The organism is Kitasatospora sp. NPDC057940 (assembly GCF_042887425.1).
Lineage (GTDB): Bacteria > Actinomycetota > Actinomycetes > Streptomycetales > Streptomycetaceae > Kitasatospora.
The window spans coordinates 125,847-145,910 of sequence record NZ_JBHVPH010000014.1; the positions used below are offsets into that span (position 1 = coordinate 125,847).

Annotated in this window: 18 protein-coding genes; 12 read left to right on the plus strand and 6 right to left on the minus strand. The window is 72.3% G+C overall.

Translation table 11 applies throughout. The features are described from left to right. Positions 1-9 precede the first annotated feature (9 nt). From ACFVTF_RS22040 to ACFVTF_RS22055, 4 genes are all read left to right on the plus strand, one after another. Entirely contained in the window at positions 10-375 is a 366-nt protein-coding gene (locus ACFVTF_RS22040; RefSeq protein WP_387815748.1) for a PadR family transcriptional regulator, read from the plus strand. Then, complete coding sequence (locus tag ACFVTF_RS22045; RefSeq protein WP_387815750.1) at positions 372-1,379, plus strand: hypothetical protein; 1,008 nt, start codon at positions 372-374, stop codon at positions 1,377-1,379. The genes ACFVTF_RS22040 and ACFVTF_RS22045 overlap by 4 nt, the downstream gene beginning before the upstream one ends. A 188-nt stretch (positions 1,380-1,567) precedes the next feature. After that, a complete protein-coding gene (locus ACFVTF_RS22050; protein ID WP_387815752.1) occupies positions 1,568-2,221 on the plus strand; it encodes an RNA polymerase sigma factor in 654 nt (217 codons plus the stop codon). Continuing rightward, positions 2,218-3,024: a hypothetical protein gene (locus ACFVTF_RS22055; protein ID WP_387815753.1), complete on the plus strand. Its 807-nt coding sequence runs from the start codon at positions 2,218-2,220 to the stop codon at positions 3,022-3,024. The genes ACFVTF_RS22050 and ACFVTF_RS22055 overlap by 4 nt, the downstream gene beginning before the upstream one ends. A 310-nt stretch (positions 3,025-3,334) precedes the next feature. Here the strand turns inward: ACFVTF_RS22055 and ACFVTF_RS22060 are convergent, their stop codons facing one another. From ACFVTF_RS22060 to ACFVTF_RS22075, 4 genes are all read right to left on the minus strand, one after another. After that, entirely contained in the window at positions 3,335-4,105 is a 771-nt protein-coding gene (locus ACFVTF_RS22060; RefSeq protein WP_387815755.1) for an ATP-binding cassette domain-containing protein, read from the minus strand. 166 nt (positions 4,106-4,271) lie between these two features. Beyond that, positions 4,272-4,814, minus strand: a complete 543-nt coding sequence (locus ACFVTF_RS22065) for an ArsR/SmtB family transcription factor (RefSeq protein ID WP_371519795.1) — start codon at positions 4,812-4,814, stop codon at positions 4,272-4,274. 380 nt (positions 4,815-5,194) lie between these two features. After that, positions 5,195-5,719, minus strand: coding sequence for a hypothetical protein (locus tag ACFVTF_RS22070; RefSeq protein ID WP_387815757.1), 525 nt, complete (start codon positions 5,717-5,719; stop codon positions 5,195-5,197). Positions 5,720-6,538: 819 nt separating this feature from the next. Beyond that, positions 6,539-6,958: a hypothetical protein gene (locus ACFVTF_RS22075; protein WP_363585146.1), complete on the minus strand. Its 420-nt coding sequence runs from the start codon at positions 6,956-6,958 to the stop codon at positions 6,539-6,541. A 328-nt stretch (positions 6,959-7,286) separates the two neighbouring features. Between ACFVTF_RS22075 and leuC the strand changes: the two genes are divergently transcribed. From leuC to ACFVTF_RS22100, 5 genes are read left to right on the plus strand one after another with little or no spacing between them, the layout of a single operon-like run. Beyond that, positions 7,287-8,687 (plus strand): 3-isopropylmalate dehydratase large subunit, encoded by a 1,401-nt coding sequence (gene leuC, locus ACFVTF_RS22080; protein ID WP_371519800.1) that lies wholly within the window; start codon positions 7,287-7,289, stop codon positions 8,685-8,687. Between the two features lie 35 nt (positions 8,688-8,722). Further along, entirely contained in the window at positions 8,723-9,406 is a 684-nt protein-coding gene (gene leuD / locus ACFVTF_RS22085; RefSeq protein ID WP_387815759.1) for a 3-isopropylmalate dehydratase small subunit, read from the plus strand. Beyond that, positions 9,403-10,602, plus strand: coding sequence for a pyridoxal phosphate-dependent aminotransferase (locus ACFVTF_RS22090; RefSeq protein ID WP_387815761.1), 1,200 nt, complete (start codon positions 9,403-9,405; stop codon positions 10,600-10,602). Before leuD ends, ACFVTF_RS22090 begins: the two co-directional genes overlap by 4 nt. Next, the gene (locus ACFVTF_RS22095; protein ID WP_371519806.1) at positions 10,599-11,627 is read left to right on the plus strand and encodes a TauD/TfdA family dioxygenase; all 1,029 of its coding nucleotides are present in this window, start codon (positions 10,599-10,601) and stop codon (positions 11,625-11,627) included. Before ACFVTF_RS22090 ends, ACFVTF_RS22095 begins: the two co-directional genes overlap by 4 nt. Next, positions 11,624-12,943: an MFS transporter gene (locus ACFVTF_RS22100; RefSeq protein ID WP_387815763.1), complete on the plus strand. Its 1,320-nt coding sequence runs from the start codon at positions 11,624-11,626 to the stop codon at positions 12,941-12,943. The genes ACFVTF_RS22095 and ACFVTF_RS22100 overlap by 4 nt, the downstream gene beginning before the upstream one ends. A gap of 89 nt (positions 12,944-13,032) precedes the next feature. On the opposite strand, the gene ACFVTF_RS22105 is transcribed toward ACFVTF_RS22100, so the two are convergent. Together ACFVTF_RS22105 and ACFVTF_RS22110 are read right to left on the minus strand one after the other, a co-directional pair. Next, positions 13,033-13,677: a response regulator transcription factor gene (locus ACFVTF_RS22105; RefSeq protein WP_350880992.1), complete on the minus strand. Its 645-nt coding sequence runs from the start codon at positions 13,675-13,677 to the stop codon at positions 13,033-13,035. Next, positions 13,665-14,933, minus strand: coding sequence for a sensor histidine kinase (locus ACFVTF_RS22110; RefSeq protein ID WP_371519812.1), 1,269 nt, complete (start codon positions 14,931-14,933; stop codon positions 13,665-13,667). Before ACFVTF_RS22110 ends, ACFVTF_RS22105 begins: the two co-directional genes overlap by 13 nt. Before the next feature lie 298 nt (positions 14,934-15,231). On the opposite strand from ACFVTF_RS22110, the gene ACFVTF_RS22115 reads away from it, so the two are divergent. From ACFVTF_RS22115 to ACFVTF_RS22125, 3 genes are read left to right on the plus strand one after another with little or no spacing between them, the layout of a single operon-like run. Beyond that, positions 15,232-15,966, plus strand: coding sequence for an ABC transporter ATP-binding protein (locus ACFVTF_RS22115; protein WP_371522893.1), 735 nt, complete (start codon positions 15,232-15,234; stop codon positions 15,964-15,966). 3 nt (positions 15,967-15,969) lie between these two features. Next, positions 15,970-18,540: an ABC transporter permease gene (locus ACFVTF_RS22120; protein WP_371519815.1), complete on the plus strand. Its 2,571-nt coding sequence runs from the start codon at positions 15,970-15,972 to the stop codon at positions 18,538-18,540. Between the two features lie 34 nt (positions 18,541-18,574). Continuing rightward, on the plus strand, positions 18,575-20,053 hold the full coding sequence (locus ACFVTF_RS22125) for a serine hydrolase domain-containing protein (RefSeq protein ID WP_387815765.1): 1,479 nt from the start codon (positions 18,575-18,577) through the stop codon (positions 20,051-20,053). The last annotated feature ends 11 nt before the right edge of the window (positions 20,054-20,064 follow it).

Below are 20,064 nucleotides of genomic sequence, written 5' to 3' on the forward strand. Positions count from 1 at the left end.
CTCACGGCCATGGCTAACCGTCAACTACAGGAGCCGACCCGGCTCGTGCTCACCGCGCTCGCCGATGCCCCGCGGCACGGCTACGCGATCGTCCAGGAAGTCCTGGCCATCTCCGACGGCCGGACCAAGCTGCTCACCGGCACCCTCTACACCGCACTGGACCGGCTCCTCCAGCAGGGGCTGATCCGGATCGACCACGAGGAGGTCGTCGGTGGCCGGATGCGGCGCACCTTCGCCCTCACCGAGGACGGCCGGAACGTCCTGGGCGCGGAGACGGAACGGCTGCGGGCCGGAGTCGTCGAGGCCGAGCGCAGGCTCGCGCTCGGGCGGGGGCCGCGCCTGGGGGCGCTCCGGCTGAGCGGCGGTGCGGCATGACCGCGCAGCAGGCCGGGGCGCTGCCCGGCAGGCTCCCGCTGATCGGCATCTACCCCGCCGCCTACCGGGCCTCGCACGGCGAGGAGATCGCCGCCGTCTTCGCCGAGTCCGTCGAGGGCGCCGACCGGCGCACGGTGCTGCGCGAGTGGGTCACCCTGGCCGCGCACGCCGCCCGGCTGCGGACCCGGCTCAGCTCCGGAGACCCCGCGGGCCGGGCGCTCGCCGGCGCCGCGCCGTTCCTGCTGGCCGGCGGGGCGGCGCTGGCCTTCGTCCAACTGCTGATGGGCCTCTTCATCACGGAGCCGCACTCCGAACTGATGGGCCTGCACACCACGGCCGCGACCGCGGTGGGTGTGGTCCAGACCGTCCCCTGGCTCCTCGCGCTGCTCGGCGCCGGCCTCGGGCACTGGGGCGCCGCCCGTGTCCTGGTGCTGGTCGGCGTCCTCGCCCGGATAGGCGCCGCGATCGGCTACTCCGTCCACCCGGCCGGGGTGCTCTTCCTGTCCCTCCACCAGCTGCCCCTCTGGCTCCTGCTCGGGGTGCCGCTGCTCGTCGCCCCGCCCGACGGCGTCGACCAGCGGGTCCGCGCCCGGGTCGCGGCGGTCGTCGCGGCGGGCGCCATCGTGCTGCCGATGAGCGCGCTCGTCCTCGCCTGGCCCTGGCGCGAGTTGGAGGACTACTCCATGATCGTCTTCCCGCGCAGCACCCAGATGCTGCTCGACGCGTCGTCGGCCTGGCCCGCCGTGGTGATGGCGATCGCCTTCGCCGTCCACTTCGCCGCCCGCCGGCCCGACCGGCCGCGCGCCGTCGGCGTGGCGCTGGCCGCCCTCCCCTGGGCGGTCATGCTCCCCGCGCCCTACTACTGGACGCTGCCGCGCAACCTCGCCGACCTCGGGCGCAACCTCGCGGTCGTGGTCGGCCTGCTGGCCGTCGCCGCCACCCTCGCCGCGCTCGGCCGCACCCTGGCCGCCTCCCGGAACGCGGAGCCGGTCGAGCCGGCCTGACCGCGGAGGCGGCGCCCCGAGCCGACCGGCGGCGTCGGGCCGGCCGGTCCGAGGATCCCCGAGTCCCTTCTTCCGGAAGGGGCTCGGGGATCCTTCGTCGACGGCGCGGCGGCCCGGCGCGGTGCGGTGGCCCGGCCGGTGTGGCGTGGATCACGGCAACGGGTGGCGGCGGCGGGACAGGAGCTGGTGTGGAGAATTCGATACGCGCCCGGGTGCGCGCTGGGGACGCGGCGGCGTTCGGGCTGGTCTTCGAGGACCACGCCCAGGCGGTGTACCGGCACGCCGTGCGGATGACCGGGGACTGGGCCGTCGCCGAGGACGTGGTCTCGCTGACGTTCCTGGAGGCGTGGCGGCTGCGCGCGCGGGTCGATCCCGAGGGGGAGAGCCTGCGGCCGTGGCTGCTGGGGATCGCGGGCAACGTCATCCGCAACACCCGCCGGGCCGCGCGGCGCCACCAGCGGGCGCTGGCCAAGCTGCCGCCGCGCGAGGCGATGCCGGACTTCGCCGGGGACCTGGCGGGGCGGATCGCCGACGCCGAGGAACTGGCCGCCGCGAAGGCGGCGCTGGAACGGCTGCGGCCGGCGGAGCGCGAGGTGTTCGCGCTGTGCGTGTGGGAGGGCCTGGACCACGCGGCCGTCGCCGAGGCGCTGGGCCGCCCGGTGGGGACGATCCGCTCGCGGTTGTCGCGGGCCCGGGCCCGGCTGCGGGAGTTGACGGCGAAGGAGCTCGCCGCGTCACGGTCCGCGCGGTCGGGAAGTGGTGCGCAACGCCCGGGCGCCGGCGGACAGGTAGCAGGTGACCGCGACCTCGCGGTCCGGCCGTACAAGGAGACGACCCGATGAACGCCACCCCCCGGGACCGGTCCGAGCAGACCGAGCGGGAGGAACTGGTCCGGCTGCTGCCGGCCCCGGCGGCTCCGGAGCTCCCCCCGGGCCGCCACCTCCTGCTGAAGGAACACCTGATGGACACCGTCACCGACAACTCCCGGCGCACGGCCCGGCGGCGCAGCCTGGCGCTGCGCCTGGCCCTCCCGGCAGGCCTGGCCGCCGCCCTGACCGGCGCCCTCCTCGCCACGGGCCCCGGCCGCCACACCCCGGACACCGGGCGCCAGGACGCCCGGCACCAGGACGCTCAGCACTCCGACGCCCAACACCCGGACGCCCAACACCCGGACGCCCAGCACCCGGCCGACGGCACCGGCCACGAGCTGGGCCGGGTCGACAACGCCGCGTACACCCTCGAAGGCGGCGACGACCTCGTCAAACTCACCATCCTGGAGCAGTACAAGCCGGTCGACCCGGACCAACTGCAGCGCGACCTGGACCGGTTCGGGATCCCCGCCCGGGTCTACGCCGGCCAGCCCGGCTGTCGCGCCCCCGAGCCGGAGGCCCCGGACAACCAGGAGGGCCAGGGCAGTTGGGACATGCGGACGGAGGGCGCCGGTCCGATCGTCCTCACCGTCCGCCCCCACGCCGTCCCGGCCGGCCTCAAGCTCTTCATCTACCTGCCCTTCGCCGGGACCGACCCCGCCCACAGCTCGCGCGAGATGCACACCGGCCTCATGCGGAGCCCGGGCCCGGCCTGCATGCCGTCCAAGGTCTACTTCAACCCCCTGGCGAGCCTGATCCCGACCCCGCCGCACTGAGCGGCTGACGGCGGTGGCTGACGGCTGACGGCCGGCGGGTTCGCGGCGGCGGCAGCGGTAGCCGGCGGAGGCAGGCGATGGCGGGGGTGTCCGCCCGGGGCCTGCCGGGGGAGGTGTCGCCGGTCGGGTGCGGGGCGGCGGTCCGGAATGCGCCGGCGCGGTGCGCTGGAGGACGCACGGGGCGCGGGGGCCGCAGCTGGGGAGGCGCTGTGCACCGCTTGACCGGGGGGCGCCGGGGAGGGCGAGGGGCGCCGGGGAAGGGGGCGCCGGGGGCGCCCTGGGAGAGGGGCGCCGGGGAAGGCGGGGCGGATCAGGTGGTCGAGCCTCTTCGGAGGTGGTGGAGGCAGTCGGCGATCTCGGCGGGGGTGGAGGGTCCGAGGGCGTCGGCGAGGCGGCCGTGGTGGAGGAAGACGACGCTGTCCGCGCACGCGGCGGCTTCCGGGTCGGTGGTGACGAGGACCGCCGTGAGGTCGAGGGCGCGGACCGCGCGGCGGAGTGAGGCGCCGATGGCGCGGGCGAGTTCGGGCGAGTCGTCGTGGCCGGGGGTGTCGACCAGCAGCAGGCGCGGGGAGCCGGCCAGCAGCCGGGCCAGCATGGCGTTGTGCTGCTGGACCCGGCCCAGCCTCCGCAACGGCCGCCGCCAGCGCCAGAGTCGGGTGACCCGACTGATCTGCCAGGCCTGGCGGCGGCCGAGTGCGGAAACGCCCGGATCGACGAATTCACGAACCGTCACATTCGGGTGGACGGGCTCGTGTTGGCCCCAGAGCGCGCCGACGGAGCCCCGTTCGCCGTCGGCCCAGTGGACCGTTCCGGTGGACGGGGTGGTGACGCCGGCCATGCACTCCAGGAGTGCCGTGGTGCTGGCGCGTTCGTCTCCCATGACGGCACAGAAGCGGCCTTTTCGTACGCCGAGCGAGAACTCGCGCAGGACCGCTGTGGGACCGTTCGTGCCCGGGTGGATTTTCGACACGTTTTCCAGCGTGACGGCACAGTCTGGGGCGGCTTCCCGCTCAGCTGGTCCACCTCCCATCATGAATCCGCTCCCAGGCTTCCGTAAATGATGCGTGCGGCGACAAGGCATCGTGCTTGCATGCCCAGAACCTACTCGCTCGTAATGGGTTTAGGCCATGCTGCCCGCATCCGTATGTATGGTGCACTTTCCTAGACCATCCGTGTCAGATCGAGATCACTCCTAGCAGTGTGTTGCGGGTTCGTTACTTCGGGAATCGTCGGTATAGGGCGAATTGTCAGACCAGTGGATCCCCACGAAGAAGAGCCCCGCCCAGGGGGGTCAGGGTGTGGTGCACTTTGTTGAGCGAGCGCAGGGTGGTGATAAGTCCGGCCGCCCGCAGGACGGCGGTGTGCTGGCTCGCGGCGGCGGTGGAGATGCCCACCAGCTCGCCGACCTCGGTGGTGGTGCAGGTGGTCGTCAACACCTGGAGGACGGCCGCCCGGGTGCGCCCCAGCAGGGCCCCCAGGGCCTGGTCGCCGTCGGGCGCCGGGTCCCACAGGTTCTCCCGGTCGCGGGGGACGGGGATCGGGTAGAGCAGCAGCAGGGGCCGGTCGCCCTGCTGTTCGACCAGGATCGGAGACCGGGAGAACAGGAACAACGACGGCGCTATCTCCAGGCCGGTCGACTCCAGTTTGATGTCGTGCCCCGTGCCGGGGACCTCCAGCACCGGGGGGCGCCAGCGGATCGCCGGGTGCAGAGTGCTGAGCAACTGGTCGACGCCGCCGCTCATCATGATCTGGGCCCGGGCGTTCCGGTCGACCTCGAGCAGGGTCGACACCTGGCCCCAGTAGGGCTCCACGGCGATCCGGTGGAACGTCTCCAGATCACGCAGAACCCGCGGTCGGAATTCGTTCCCGGATCCGGCCGCGGAGGAGTTTTCGAGAATTCGGTAGAGATCCGGAAAAGGTCGTACGGTGCGGGCGAGTTCGGCCAGTGCCCGGCCGTCCCGCTCACCCGCGACCCGTCGTCGCCAGGAATGGAAGACGGGGCCTCCGCCGCCCGTCGCGAAGGTCTCGAGGGCGCACAGCGCCTCTCGCATCGGATCCAGATGAGCGGCCGACGACACTTTGGCCAGGCTCGCCGGACTGAAGAATATGCGTCGCATTGCTGTTTTCCCCCTTGAAGTTCCGATGCTGTCGCGATCGGAGGTCATCGGTCTCAGGCCGGCATCGCTGCCGCTTCGATCACGCCCTCGGTCGCACAGTTCGGTCCGTCGGGGAGAATGGGGTAGAAGAGGGTGGGTCCGTCGGCAATGGTGTGGTCGTCCACCAGGACCGGGGAATCGGGTGCCAGGAAGTAGGACGGCGCAATGGTCAGCCCGACCTCCGCCAGTTGCACGTCCTCGTTCTGTCCGGGTATCTCCAGCGAGCAGGTGGAGAGCCGGACGGTCGGGTGAAGGGAGCTCAGCAGGCTGCGCGCGCCGCAGTCCTGGAGGATTTCCAGTCGCTTCTTCCGGTCGCTCTGGACGGTGAGGGAGATCACGTCCCAGTGCGGGGCGACCATGATGCGGTAGAAGGACTCCAGGTCCCGGAGCAGGCGCAGGTCGGCGCTGTCCCCGGAGTGGCGGGCGCGCCGGACCATGATGTCCATGTCGGGGAACGGGCGGATGGTCCGGGCGAGTTCGACGAGCCGCTGGGTGGACCCGAGCCGGTGGGTGGGACCCAGCCGACGGGCCGGCCCCACGGGGCGGGTCTTATGCCATCGGAGCCGGCGTTTCGCCTGGCGGTGCCGGGAAGAGAGCAGGTCCAGGGCGAAGAGTGATTCGCTGACCCAGTCCGGGGTCGGCATGATACGCGTTCTCAACAGGCTTGCCGACGTGAAGTGCAGACGTGGCACGAGTCCCCCATGAATGCCGTTGATGTAGGCGGGTCGGGAGCCGGGATCCACGGTGAGGTGGATGGTCGATCGTGCGTGACCGCATCTTCGACATGGCCATGCCCGTTCCCGTACCGACTACGCTACGTGGCGCTTTAGGGGGGTGACAGTCGAGTCTTCGCCAGTTCGAAGGTGCAGTTCTCTGCACCTGATCCGGATAGCGGACTCGACTCGGTTCGACCGCCCTCTGACGGGTCGTGTAACCCTTGGGGCGGGTGGGATGAGAGGGGTCTGTGGGGCCGAAGTTGCGCCGGACGTGGGTCCGCGCTCTCGGCCTACCTGCCAAGAGCGCGGAAGTTCCTCGGGCGCGGATTCGATCTGCTCGTCAGATCGTGATAAGCACGTTGATCAGAACGCCAACGGCGACGACCGCGAGGACGACCCAGGGCCACATCGGACGTTCCTTAGTGGGCTTCCAGCCACTCGAATCGGGCATGACTGCTCCTGGCTTGTATTGGTACGGGGAGATTTACGGCCGGGCCCCCCGGAAGACGGGGGACCCAACGAGGGGCCCGGCCAAGGGAATCGGTGGGGGAACTGTTAGTTCCCTGTTCACCGATTCCGGTCTGTGGTCACCGTGCGCGCTCTGGGAGGCTCAACGGTGACGCTGGTTCGGAAGCCCAGTCATCACGGGTAGTCGTGGTGGTCGAGGCAGGTCTGGCGCAGTTCCTTGATGCGGTCGTTCTGCTCGCCGATGTAACCGACCACGGTGCGCACCGCACCCTTCTCGCGGATGTCGGCGTTGCGCATCTTGTCGGCGGTCGACTGGATCGCATTGCGGAGCTTGTCGTCCCCGGCCTGCTTGGCCAGCCCGTCGAGCTCGTCGGCCCGGTCGCGCATCTTCTTGCGGGCCTCCTCCACGTTGTCCGGGAACGGATCCGTGAAGGTCTTGCCGAAGATCTTCGCGCACAGCTCGATCCGGTCGGCGGCCTTGGTACTGACCTGGCAGGCGGACGTTCCGGCGCCGACCAGGAGGACGGCGGCCAGGGTCAGCACGACCGTCCTGCTCCGCCGGCGTCCGGGTTCGGCCCCGTGGCTCCTGCGCATCGGGTACATGCTTCCTCCCTGGGTCCCGTGGGATCCGGTGATCTTCTGTCCGTCGTCCCGGCGTTGGTTCCGCCTTCGATGACTCCATCCTGAACCCGGGCGCCGCCGATTTCATGGGGGCTTACTTCCGATCCGAGGTGCAGTTCTCTGCACCTTTCTTCGTGCACGTGATCGCCTGTGCTGGGCGTTTTCGCACCGGCTTAAAGACGTGGTGGGCGGTGGGTGGCGCCATGGAGGCTGAGGTCCGTACGGCCGGACGGCATGCGGTGGCCGGGGTTCCGCCCCAGGGTCGTGGTGCACGGACAGCGCAGGGGAGAGAGGGACGACGATGGGCCCAGCACGGACACTCGCGGAGAAGCTGTGGGAGCGCCACGTCGTGGCGTCCCGGCCCGGCGGACCGGACCTCCTCTACATCGACCTCCACCTCACCCACGAGGCCACCTCCCCGCAGGCCTTCGACGGGCTGCGGCTGGCCGGCCGCAGCGTCCGGCGGCCGGGGCTGACCCTCGCGCTGGAGGACCACAACGTCGCCACCACGGCGACCGCGGTGCCCGACCCGGTCAGCCTGGTCCAGTTGGACACGCTGCGCCGCAACTGCGCCGAACAGGGCGTCGAGCTCTACTCGGTCGGCCACCGGCGGCAGGGGATCGTGCACGTCGTCGGACCCGAACTCGGCCTGGTGCAGCCCGGCATGACGATCGTCTGCGGGGACAGCCACACCGCCACGCACGGCGCGTTCGGCGCGCTCGCCTTCGGCATCGGCACCAGCGACGTGGAGCACGTCCTGGCCACCCAGTGCCTGGAGATCGGCCGGCCGCGCACCCTGGCCGTCGAGTTCACCGGCCAACTCCCCCCGGAGGTCGGGGCGAAGGAGATGATCCTCGCGCTGATCGCCCGGATCGGGGCCAACGGGGCGCAGGGCCACCTCATCGAGTACCGGGGCGACGCGGTGCGCGGGCTCTCCATGGAGGCCCGGATGACGCTCTGCAACATGAGCATCGAGGCCGGCGCCCGGGCCGGGATCGTCGCACCCGACGAGACCACCCTGGAGTACCTGCGCGGCCGCCCGCACGCCCCCGCCGGGGCGGACTGGGACGCCGCCGTCGCCGACTGGGCCACCCTGGCCACCGACCCCGGCGCCGTGTTCGACCGCACGGTCGTGCTCGACGTGGGCGGGCTCACCCCGCTCGTCACCTGGGGCACCAACCCCGCCCAGACCGTGCCGCTCGCCGCCGCCGTGCCCGACCCGCAGACCTTCACCGACCCGCTCGAACGCGCCTCGGCGCAGAAGGCGCTGGCCTACATGGGCCTGCGGCCCGGGACGTCGATGCGGGACCTCGCGATCGACGTCGTCTTCGTCGGCTCCTGCACCAACGGCCGGATCGAGGACCTCCGCTCCGCGGCCGGGGTGCTGCGCGGGCGCACCGTCGCCGACGGCACCCGGATGCTGGTCGTCCCCGGCTCGATGCAGGTGCGGGCCGAGGCCGAGGCGGAGGGGCTGCACGAGGTCTTCGCGGCCGCCGGCGCCGAGTGGCGGCTGCCCGGCTGCTCGATGTGCCTGGGGATGAACACCGACCGTCTTGAGGGTGTCGAGCGCTGCGCCTCCACCTCGAACCGTAACTTCGAAGGCCGCCAAGGGGCGCGGGCCCGCACCCACCTGGTGTCGCCCGCGGTCGCCGCCGCGACGGCGGTGGCCGGGCGGCTCGCTGCCCCGGCCGACCTGGCCTGACAGCGCCGGCCCGGCCGGAGAGAGGACAGCTGAGTATGGAACCCTTCGTCGAGCACCACGGTCGCGCGGTCGCCCTGCGCCGCGACGACGTCGACACCGACCAGATCCTGCCCGCGGAGTACTGCAAGCGGGTCACCAAGAGCGGCTACGAGGACGCGTTGTTCGCCCGCTGGCGCGCCGAGGACGGCTTCGTCCTGGAGCAGCCGCGCCACGCGGGTGCGACGGTCCTGCTGGCCGGCCGGGACTTCGGCATCGGCAGCTCCCGCGAGCACGCCGTCTGGGCGCTGCGCGACTGGGGGTTCCGCGCCGTCGTCGCCACCGGCTTCGGCGACATCTTCCGCCGCAACGCCCTCAACAACGGCCTCGTCCCGGTCGACCTGCCGACCCCCGTGGTCGAGGAGCTGATGGACCTCGCGGAGTCCGCCGAGGGCCTGCGGCTCACCGTGGACCTGCGGGCCGGCCTGCTGCGCCGGCCGGGCGGCGAGCACCCGTTCACGGTCGACGCGCGGGCCAGGGCCCGGCTGCTCGAAGGGCAGGACGTGATCGCGGAGACCCTGCTCAGGAGCGGGGACATCGAGGCGTACGAGGCGGGCCGCCCGTCCTGGCTGCCCGAGATCCCGCGCGGCGCGTTCGACCGGGCCGAACAGCGGCTCCGGGGCGAAGCGCCGCTCCAGACCGAACAGCGGCCCCGGACCGACGCCGCGGGAGTGAGCCGATGAGCGCCACCACGCACCATGACATCCCGGCCCGCCGCGCCCTGGGCGCCGAGCGGGTGGGCCAACTGCCCGGCGGGGGGCTGGCCGCGCTGCTGCTGGAGGGGCTGCCCCCGAACACCGTCGACCTGGCGGTGGGCACCCCGGCCTACCCCGACACGCCGCCCGGGCTGGTCGAGGCGGCGGTCACCGCGCTGCGCGCCGGCGTCCACCAGTACCAGGACCCGGCCGGGCTGGCGCTGCTGCGCGAGCGGATCGCCGCGTCCCTGCCCGGCGCCCCGGACCCGGGCTCCGAGATCACCGTCACCGTCGGCGGCAGCGAGGGGCTGGCCGTCGCCCTGCTCTCGTTCGTCGACCCCGGCGACGAGGTGATCGTGTTCGAGCCCTTCTACGAGAACTTCCTCAGCGCCATCGCCCTCACCGGCGCCCGCCCGCGCCCGGTCCGGCTGCGGGAGCCCGGCTGGAGCGTCGACCCGGACGAGCTGGCCGCGGCCTTCGGACCGCGCACCCGCGCCGTCATCGTGAACAGCCCGGCCAACCCGACCGGCGTCGTCCTGGAGCGCGGCACCCTCGACCTGCTCGCCGAGCTGTGCCGACGCTGGGGCGCCGTGGTGATCTCGGACGAGGTGTACGCCGGGTACGTCTACGAGTCGGCCGGCTACCGCTCGGTCGCCGAGATCGAGGGCCTGGCCGACCGGTCCGTGGTGGTCGGCAGCCTCTCCAAGAGCCATGCGATCAGCGGCTGGCGGCTCGGCTTCCTGCGCGCGGCGCCGGAGCTCACCGCCCTGCTGCGCAAGGTGCACGTGGCCACCACCGGCGGCGCGGCGGCCGCGCTCCAGCACGCCGCGGCCGACGCGGACCTGCTGCTGCCGGAGCGCTGGGACCACGCGGCGGGGATGCGCGAGCGGCGCGACCGGACGGTGGCGCTGCTGCGGGACGCCGGCTTCGACTTCACGCCCCCGGCCGGCGGCTGCTACGTGCTGGCCCGGATCGACGGGCTGACCGACGAGCCCAGCCCGCGCTTCGTCCGCACGCTGCTCGCCGAGACCGGTGTGCTGGTGGCGCCGGGCACCTCGTTCTTCGTCGATCCGGCCGATGGCGAGCGCTACGTCCGGATCGCCTTCAACCGTCCACTCCAGACCCTCGACACCGCTGCCGAGCGGCTTCGCGCCCGCAGCCCGCAGAAGGGAGTCACTCCGTGACAACCGCCATCAGCATCTCGACCGAAGCGCGGCACGACGGACTGGTCCTCGGGATCACCGCCGAGACCGCGGGCAACCGGCTGGTCGACCTCGGCAAGGAGCAGGGGGAGTTCATCCGCCGGCGGATCACCGAGCACGGCGCCGTCGTGCTCAGCGGCTTCGACTGGCAGGAGTGGCCGGAGCTGGACACCTTCGTCAACGCCGTCGTCGGCCGGCCGCTCGACTACACCGAGCGCTCCTCGCCGCGCACCGAGCTGCACCCCGGGGTGTTCACGGCCACCGACCACCCGGCGACCGAGGAGATCTTCCTCCACACCGAGCAGTCGTACAACCTGAACGTCCCGCGCTACCTGTTCTTCTTCTGCCGCCAGGAGTCGCCGGACGGCGGCGCCAGCCTGCTGGCCGACTGCCGCGCCCTGCACGCCGGGCTGCCCCGGGAGACCGCCGAGCGGTTCGAGCGCGAGGGCTACCTGCTCGTCCGCAACTTCCGCCCCGGCCTGGGCCTCTCCTGGCAGGAGGCGTTCGGCACCAGCGACCCGGACGAGGTCAAGGCCTACTGCGACGCCAACAGCATCGAGCTGGAGTGGCTGGAACGCAACCATCTGAGGACGCGTCAGCTCCGCTGGGCCGTCTCCACCCACCCGGAGACCGGCGTCCGCTCCTGGTTCAACCACCTGACCTTCTTCCACGCCCGCACCCTGCGCGAGGACGTCGCCGACTTCCTGCTGGAGGAGTACGGCCCGTGGGGGATGCCCACCAACACCTTCTACGCGGACGGCAGCGAGATCCCGGACGAGGTCGTCCGGCAGCTCCAGGCCGCCTACCGGGCGCAGCAGATCGACGTCAACGTGCACACCGGTGAGGTCCTGATCGTGGACAACATCAGCGTGGCGCACGGGCGGGCCCCCTTCGTGCCGCCGCGCGACCTGTTCGTGAGCATGGCCGGGGCGCACGCGTGGTCCGAACTCCGCCCGGTGGAGCGGACGTCGGCGCCCGCGGTGGCGCTGCCGACCCCGCCGCAGTGACCTCGGGCAGTACGACGGCCGATGCCGCCGTGGCCGCCGAGCCGGGCCCGCCGCCGCTGTCCCGCAACCGCGAGTACAACGTGCTGTGGACCGCGAACATGGTCTCCCAGCTGGGGGCGCAGGGCACGCTGATCGCGTACCCGCTGCTGGTGCTCGGGCTCGGCGGCTCCGCCTTCGAGGCCTCGCTGGCCGAGTTCGCGATCGCCGGGTCCCGGGCGCTCTCGGCGCTTCCCTCGGGGGCGCTGGCGGACCGGGTCAGCCGCAAGACGCTGATGCTGGTCTCGGAGTTCGGGCGGGCCGTGGCACTGGGCCTGCTCGCGCTGCTGGTGGCGGTCGGGCACGCGCCGCTGGCGGCCATCGTGGTGGTGGCGGTGGTCGAAGGGGTGTGCACCTCGCTGTTCGGCACCGCCGACCAGGCGCTGCTGCCGAGCGTCGTGCCGTCCTCGCAGCTCGCCGACGCCGTCACCCGCAACACCGCCCGCTACTACCTCGCGACCATCGTCGGTCCGGGGATCGGCGGATTCCTGTACGGCGTCCAGCGGCTGCTGCCGTTCGTCGCCCAGGCGGTGACCTCGGCGATCGCCTTCGTCACGCTGCTGTTCCTGCGGCTGCCGGCGCCGGCGCCCGCACCGGCGTCGTCGCCCGAGGACAAGGGCGAGGGCAGGGGCAAGGGCGAGGGCGGGGACGCGGACCGGACCGAGGGGGCGTTGCAGGCGATGGCGTCGGGGCTGCGCTGGCTGCGCGGCAACCCGGCGGTGCGCGCCACCGTGCTGTTCGGCACCGCCTTCAACCTGGTGTTCAGCGGCCTGCTGATCGCCGTGGTGGTGATGGCCCAGCAGGACGGGCGGTCCGGTGCCGAGGTCGGCGCCATCGGCGCCCTGGTCGGCGCGGGCGGCGTGTCGGGTGCGCTGGCGGCCGGGCGGCTGCGCCGCTCGCTCTCGCCGTTCACGGCTCTCATGGTGCTGACCTGGGCCACCGCCGTGCTGGTGCCGCTGCTCGCGGTGGTGCCGACCGGCTGGCCGGCCGGGCTGGTGCTGGGGGCCGCCGCGTTCCTCGCACCCACCGCCACCGCCCTGGTGGCGGGTCATCAGATGATGGTCACCCCCGATGAGATGCGCGGCCGGCTGGCCGGTCTGATCGGGGTCTCGATGGGCGCGGGCGCGGCGCTCGGCCCGCTGCTGTGCGGGCTGCTGCTGGAGACCGTGCACGCCGTGCCCACCGTCCTGAGCTGTGCGGCGGCGTTCCTGCTGATCGCACTCGGCGTGGCCGTCACCCCCGCGGTCCGCGCCTTCCCCGCCCTGCCCGACAACCGGTAGCACCCGTCCGGGAGTTGAGGAGGGGGACCCGAAAGAGGGGCGGCGCCCGACCGGCGCCGCCCCTCTTTCGGGTGTCTTCCTCCGGGCGTTCAGGCCCGCAGGTAGGTGAGCACGGCGAGCACCCGGCGGTGGCCGCTGTCCGGCGTGGGCATGTTCAGCTTGGCGAAGATGTTGCCGATGTGCTTGTTCACCGAACTCTCCGCGATGAACAGCATCTCGGCGATGGTGCCGTTGTTGCGCCCCTCCGCCATCAGCGCCAGGACCTCGCGCTCGCGCTGGGTCAGCGAGGACAGCGGGTCGTCGCCGGCCCGGCGGACCATCAGCTGCGAGATGACCTCCGGGTCCATCGCGGTGCCGCCGTCGGCGACCCGCTCCAGCGCGAGCAGGAACTCCTCGGCGCGCCCCACCCGGTCCTTCAGCAGGTAGCCGACCCCGGAGGCGCTCTGCGCCAGCAGCTCCGTCGCGTAGGCCCGTTCGACGTACTGCGAGAGCACCAGGACGGGCAGGTTGGGCAGTTGCTTGCGCGCCTCGACGACGGCCCGCAGGCCCTCGTCCCGGAACGTCGGCGGCAGCCGGACGTCCACCACGGCGACGTCCGGGCGGTGCGCGAGCAGCGCGGGCAGCAGGTCGTCCCCGTTGTCCACCGTGGCGCACACCTCGTGCCCCTCGCTGTTGAGCAGCAGGACCAGCCCCTCACGGAGCAGGGCGTTGTCCTCGGCGATCAGGATCCGCATGGAATCTCCACCTTCAGTACGGTCGGGCCCCCGGGCGGGCTGAACAGGTCGGTGGTGCCGTCGAAGGCGGCGACCCGGCGCCGGAGTCCCAGGATCCCGCTCCCCGTGCCCTCGGTGGCGCCGCCCTTGCCGTCGTCCTCGACCCTGATCGAGATGGCGTCCGACGCGATCCGCAGCCACACCAGCGCGCTGCGCGCCCCGCTGTGCTTCGTGATGTTGGTGAGCGCCTCGGAGATCACGAAGTAGGCGGCGGCCTCGGCGGCGGCGGGCGCGCGGGGCGCCGCGCCGGCCGACTCGTCGATGTCTATCCGGGTCGGGACCCCGCACAGCGCGGTGAGCGCCCGGACGGCGTCGGTCAGCCCGCGGTCGGCGAGCACCGGCGGGTAGATGCCGCGGACGAGGTGGCGCAGCGACTCCAAGGCCTGCTCGGCGAGGTTCTGGGCGGCGTCCACCATCTCCGGGACCTGCTCGGGCCGTTGGCCGAGCGCGCGCTTGATCATGCCGAGGCGCAGCGAGACGGCGACGATGCCGGCCTGCGCCCCGTCGTGCAGGTCGCGTTCGATCCGGCGCAGTTCGGCGTCGTGCGCGTCGAGCGCCTCGGCGCGGGTCACCGAGAGTTCGCGGACCCGCTGCGCGAGCGCGACCCGGGGGCGGGCGGTCAGCAGCCGGCGGGACATCCGGGCGTGCACGAGGGCCAGGCCGCGCATCGCGGCCATCGCCACCACGGCGTAGCCGATGCCGATGAACACCGCGACGAAGGACTTCAGCCAGGAGTCGACGTTCATCAGGATGATGGAATTGCGCTCGCCCGACGCGAGCTTCCACCACACCGGTGCGGACAGCCAGTTGAAGGCGTTGCCGCAGATGCTCAGGGCGAAGATGGACAGGGCCGAGCCGACGACGCCGTGGGTGATCAACCACAGCAGGTCCTTGCGGACGGCCGGGTCGCGCAGGGAGGGCTTGCGGGGGCCGGTGCGGCCGGGCTCCAGGTCGCGGTAGGGCGTGCGGACCTCGGTCTCCAGCAGCCGGCCGACCCACCGGCGGTGGACCTCGGCGTACCTGCGCAGCACCCGCAGTGTCCTGGGCAGCAGCAGGAAGCCCGTTCCGACCAGGCAGAGCGCGAAGATGATGGCGATCAGGTAGAACAGCAGCAGCCCGGCGAGTCCGGTCATCAGGCAGAGCAGGACGTAGCCGGCGGCCGGAGGGAAACGGATCACCGTCTGGCGGACCCACTGCTCGGGTTGTAAGCGTCGCAACTCGGCAATGCTGGGGGCGCGCACGGCTCCTAAGATCCTCCGAGTCGTCATCCCGATCACCCTACCACCGTCCCAAATGCGGCGGTGGGTGGCACTTTTCTGCACCATCGACTCTCCAGTTCGTGCCCTGGTTCCGCACCTGCTCCAGGACTTACCTTCGTGAACGTCAAGTAGTGCGTGCGAGTGGTGGAGGCCGGAAGTGAGCAGAAAGGGACGCGGAGCGCGGACGGAGGAGTTCCAGGGCGCGGCCGCGGAGGAGGAGTACGCGGCGCCGCCGCGACCGGACGGCAGTGCCGCGCTGGACGCTCACTGGGTCGTCCGCCTCGACGGGGTCCGGAAGACGTACGGCAAGGGTGCCGGGGCCGTGCACGCGCTGCGTGATCTGTCCCTCGCCTTCGCCCGGGGCACCTTCACCGCGGTGATGGGTCCGTCCGGGGCGGGCAAGAGCACCTTCCTGCACTGCGCCGCCGGGCTGGACCGCCCGGACGCCGGCTCGGTGGTGCTCGGCGGTACCGAGCTGGCGCAGCTCAGCGAGGTCGATCTGACCATCATGCGCCGGGAGCGGGTCGGCTTCATCTTCCAGGCGTACAACCTGATGGCGGCGTTGACCGTCGCGGACAACATCACCCTGCCGCTGATGCTGGCCGGCCGCCAGCCGGACAACCAGTGGTTGCAGCAGGTCGTGACGCAGGTGGGTCTCGCCGACCGGATGAGCCACCGGCCCTCGGAGCTGTCCGGCGGCCAGCAGCAGCGGGTGGCCATCGCCCGGGCGCTGGCGGCGCGGCCCGAGGTGGTGTTCGCGGACGAGCCGACCGGCGCGCTGGACACCCGCACCGCCAAGCAGGTGCTGACGCTGCTGCGCGAGGTCGTGGACACCCTCGGGCAGACGGTCATCATGGTGACCCACGACCCGATCGCCGCCTCCTACGCGCACCGCGTGGTGTTCCTCGCGGACGGGAGCTACGCGGAGGAGATGACGCACCCCACTCCGGACCGGGTGGCCGAGCGCATGACCCGGCTGGGGGAGTGGTGAGACGTGTTCAGGCTCGTCGTACAGACCGTCAAGGAGCGTAAGGCCGGGTTCGTCGGGGCGTTCGTCGCCCTGTTCGGCGCGTCCGTGCTCGTCACGGCCTTCGGAATCATCCTGCAGTCCGGCATCGGCAACGGGGTGCCGGTCCAGCGCTACTCCGGCGCTGCGGTCGTGGTCGGCGGTCAGAAGCACTTCACGGTCCACGAGGCCAAGAAGAGCAAGTCCAAGGACCTCAAGGACGCCGTCGGCGTCCCGATCGACCTGGTCGACAAGGTCGCCAGGACCGAGGGCGTCGACAAGGCCGTCCCGGTGCTCACCTTCCCCGCGCAGGTCGTCTCCAACGACGGCGAGGAGCTGGTCAAGGGCGCCGACGACCGGACGTCCAACGGCACCAACTGGGGCGCGGCAGCGCTCGGCCCGTACGACCGCAACGGCGACGAGCCGAAGCGGGCGGGCGAGGTGGTGCTGGAGAAGTCCGTCGCCGACCACCGCAAGGTGAAGGTGGGCGACAGCGTCAAGATCGCCTCCACCCGGGACGCCAGCTCGTACAAGATCGTCGGCATCGTCACCTACAAGGGCGGCGGCGGGGCGCTGCGCACCCCGCCGGTGTTCTTCTCCGACGACGAGGCGCGCACCCTGTTCGGCCGCACCGACCAGGTCAGCGCCATCGGCGTGCTGGCCCCCAAGGACACCAACGCCGGCAAGCTCGGCGACCGGATCGACAAGGCGCTCAAGGGCTCCGCGATCGACGTCTACACCGGTGACGGGCGCAGCAGCGTCGAGAACCCGGACGTGGCCTCGGCCCGGGGCAGCCTGAAGGAGCTGGCGGGCTCGCTCGGCGGCACCGTCGTGCTGATCACCATGATGGTGGTGGGCAGCACCCTGGCGCTCAGCGTGCACCAGCGGCGGCGCGAGCTGGCGCTGCTGCGCGCGGTCGGCGCGACGCCCAAGCAGATCCACAAGATGATCTCGGGCGAGGCCCTGGTGATCTCGCTGGTGGCCTCGATCCTGGGCTGCTTCCCCGGCATGCTGGCCGCCGGGGTGCTGCGCGGGGCGCTCGGTGCGATCGGCATCCTGCCGGACGACTTCGAGTTCTCCTACGGCCCGATCCCGGCGATCGCCGCGGTCGGCATCGGTGTGATCGCCGCGCAGGTGGCGGCGTTCGCGGTGGCCCGCCGGGTGGTGTCGATCCGGCCGGTGGAGGCGCTCAGCGAGGCCCAGACCGAGCAGCCGGGCATCGGCGGCGCCCGGGTGGCCATCGGCATCCTGCTGTTCGTCCTCGGCTTCTGCGCGTCGCTGCTGCCGCTGTTCTTCGGCAGCATCTTCGCGGTGGCCGCGGCCGGCAGCGGCGGCCTGATCATGGTGATCGCGATCCTCATGCTGGCCCCGCCGGTGGTGGCGAAGGCGACCAGGCTGATGGCCGCGCCGTTCCAACGGCGGTTCGGGACCCTCGGGTTCCTGGCCGTGGCCAACACCCGGGCCAACGCCCGGCGGCTGGCGGCCGGCATCGGCCCGCTGATCCTGGCGATCGGCTTCGCCTCGGTGCAGCTGTTCATCCCGACCACCACGTCGGGTGCGGCCGAGGCGCAGGCGCAGGCGGGCGTGGTCGCCGACTACACGGTGACCAGCGAGTCCGGCGGCCTGCCGGTCACCGCGCCGAAGTTCATCGCCGGCCTGGACGGGGTGGACGCCGCGGCCGGGACGGTGCGGGTCGACCTGTTCGCCTCGACGAAGATGCTCGGCTCGCCGGAGATCTTCGACTACAAGGCGCAGGGGCTGACCCCGGGCAACCTGAGCCGGGTCGTCGACCTGGACGTCTCCGAGGGCTCCCTGGACAACCTGTCCACGGACACGGTGGCGATCAGCAGCGGGGCCTCGGCCACGCTCGGCGCGGGCGTCGGCGGCCAGATCAAGGTGCACATGCCCGACGGGCAGACGCTGGAGCCGAAGGTGATCGCCGTGTACAAGCGCGGCCTGGGCTTCGGCGACATCACCCTGTCCTACGACACCGTGCTCCAGCACAGTTCGCGCCGGATGTACGACTCGGTGCTGGTGCGGGCCAAGGACGGCGCCGACAAGAAGAAGGTGATCGGGGAGCTCACCGGGCTCAACGACCGCTACCCCGGGGTGCACGTCCAGGACAAGGGCGGCCTGTCCGCCGCCCAGGAGAAGGCCGGCACGGCCAACCTGTTCGGCAGCGCGCTGCCGCTGGTCCTGGTCTTCGGGTACATCGCGGTGGCCGTCGCCAACACCCTGGTGATGACCACGCTGTCCAGAGCACGGGAGTTCGCGCTGCTGAGGCTGGTGGGAGCGACGCCCGAGCAGGTCATGCGGATGATGCGCACCGAGACGCTGATGCTGATCCTGATCGCGGTGGTGGTCGGCAGTCTGGTGCCCATCGTGCCGTTGATGACGGTGAGCATGGGCCTGACCGGGTCCCTGGTTCCGCACATTCCGCCGCTGCTCTACCTGGCGATCGTGGCGGCGACCTCGGCCCTGGCCGCGGCGGCCGTTCTGGTGCCGACCAAGCTCGCCCTGCGCGCCCGCCCGGTGGAGGCCATCGGACTGCGCGAGTAGCTCCGCCCCCCACCATTGCCACACCGACCCGCCGATGGGGTCCGCGACCGCGGACCCCATCGGCGTTTTGGGTTTCCGGGCAGGTCGAACGGCGTTTCGCAGTGCGGCAACCAGGGTCATTCGGCTGCCGCTTAACGACCCTGACCGGCCCCGCCGCCCGGTGTTAGCCTGCATTCACCAGAGCGAATTCCCCTTTTGCGTAATCCCCGTACCGACGAGCCGTGGACGGAACACGGCCGAACGGGGCTGTTGTGCTGCGCCTTTTTCGGATTCCGGTGAATGCGGTGGGTGGGTTTTAGTGAATTCACAGTCATGGCGTGAAAAGGCCGGACGGCTCGCGCGCGAACACGGTGTGCGCTCCCTCCGGTGCGCCTTCTACGACGCCGGCGAACTCCACGTCGCCGAGGCGGGTGCGGAGCCCGGGCCGGCGCCCGCCGCGCCGTTCGCCTCGCTCACCAAGCTCTTCACCGCGACGCTGGCCATGCAGCTGGCCTTCGACGGCGACCTCGACCTGGACCTTCCGGTCGGCGAGTACCTGACCGAACCACCCTTCGCCGAGCTGAGACTGACGACTCGTCACCTGCTCAGCCACTCCTCCGGGATGGTCTGCGACGGCCCCGGCGACGGCGGGCTGCGGGCCGCCGTCGCGGCCGGCCCGCTGTTCGCCCCCGGCACCGCGTTCTCGTACTCCAACGCCGGGTTCGCCCTGGCCGGAAAGGTCATCGAGGCCGCCGCCGGGGTGAGTTGGCGCAACGCCGTGACGGACTTCCTGCTCCGGCCGCTGGACATCGAGCCGGCCTTCCTGGCGGCCGACGAGATCCCCCGCGACCTCGCCCCCGCCGCCGCGATCGCGGGCACCGTCACCGACCTGGTCGCGTTCGCCCGGCTCCACCTGGACGACCGCGACGCCTCGCACGCCGCCCTGCTCGACCAGGAGGCCGTCCGGGAGCTGGCCGAACCGCCCTTCGACACCCTGCCGTTCGGCCTGGCCGACGGCTGGGGCCACGGCTGGGCCCGGTACGGCAACGGCGCCGACCGCTGGCTCGGTCTCGACGGCGTGGGCGCGGGCTCCACCTGCCACCTGCGGATCCAGCCGGAGCGCGGCACCGTGATCGCCCTCCAGGCCGACTCCGCGGCCGGCCTCGGCGCCTGGCAGGACCTGCTGGCCGAGCTCCGGGCCGAGGGCGTGGACGTCGCCGGCTACGCGCCGGGCCCCGCCGCCGGCGCCGCGCAGGACCTGTCGGACCGCGTCGGGCAGTGGGCCAACGGCGAGACCGTGTACCGGATCCGCCCCGGCGCCGGCGCGGCGGACGGCGCGCACCCCGGCGCCACCGTCCTGGTCGACGACGACGGGATGGAGTACGACCTGACCGGCCGAGGCGAGCGCTTCTTCGCCGCCCGGCACCCGCGGCTGCCCGAGGTGGAACACCTCGGCCGCTTCCTGCTCGACCCGGAGACCGGGCGCGCGGACCACATGCAGTTCGGCGGCCGCGTCCTGCGACGCGTCGCCTGAACAGGCTGGAG

What these genes read in the sequence shown, in the direction of transcription:
- ACFVTF_RS22040 (WP_387815748.1), top strand. Translation starts at nt 10, where the DNA reads ATGGCTAACCGTCAACTACAGGAGCCGACCCGGCTCGTGCTCACCGCG.
- ACFVTF_RS22045 (WP_387815750.1), top strand. Translation starts at nt 372, where the DNA reads ATGACCGCGCAGCAGGCCGGGGCGCTGCCCGGCAGGCTCCCGCTGATC.
- ACFVTF_RS22055 (WP_387815753.1), top strand. Translation starts at nt 2,218, where the DNA reads ATGAACGCCACCCCCCGGGACCGGTCCGAGCAGACCGAGCGGGAGGAA.
- ACFVTF_RS22060 (WP_387815755.1), bottom strand. Translation starts at nt 4,105, where the DNA reads ATGCCTTGTCGCCGCACGCATCATTTACGGAAGCCTGGGAGCGGATTC.
- ACFVTF_RS22075 (WP_363585146.1), bottom strand. Translation starts at nt 6,958, where the DNA reads ATGCGCAGGAGCCACGGGGCCGAACCCGGACGCCGGCGGAGCAGGACG.
- leuC (WP_371519800.1), top strand. Translation starts at nt 7,287, where the DNA reads ATGGGCCCAGCACGGACACTCGCGGAGAAGCTGTGGGAGCGCCACGTC.
- leuD (WP_387815759.1), top strand. Translation starts at nt 8,723, where the DNA reads ATGGAACCCTTCGTCGAGCACCACGGTCGCGCGGTCGCCCTGCGCCGC.
- ACFVTF_RS22090 (WP_387815761.1), top strand. Translation starts at nt 9,403, where the DNA reads ATGAGCGCCACCACGCACCATGACATCCCGGCCCGCCGCGCCCTGGGC.
- ACFVTF_RS22105 (WP_350880992.1), bottom strand. Translation starts at nt 13,677, where the DNA reads ATGCGGATCCTGATCGCCGAGGACAACGCCCTGCTCCGTGAGGGGCTG.
- ACFVTF_RS22125 (WP_387815765.1), top strand. Translation starts at nt 18,575, where the DNA reads ATGGGGTCCGCGACCGCGGACCCCATCGGCGTTTTGGGTTTCCGGGCA.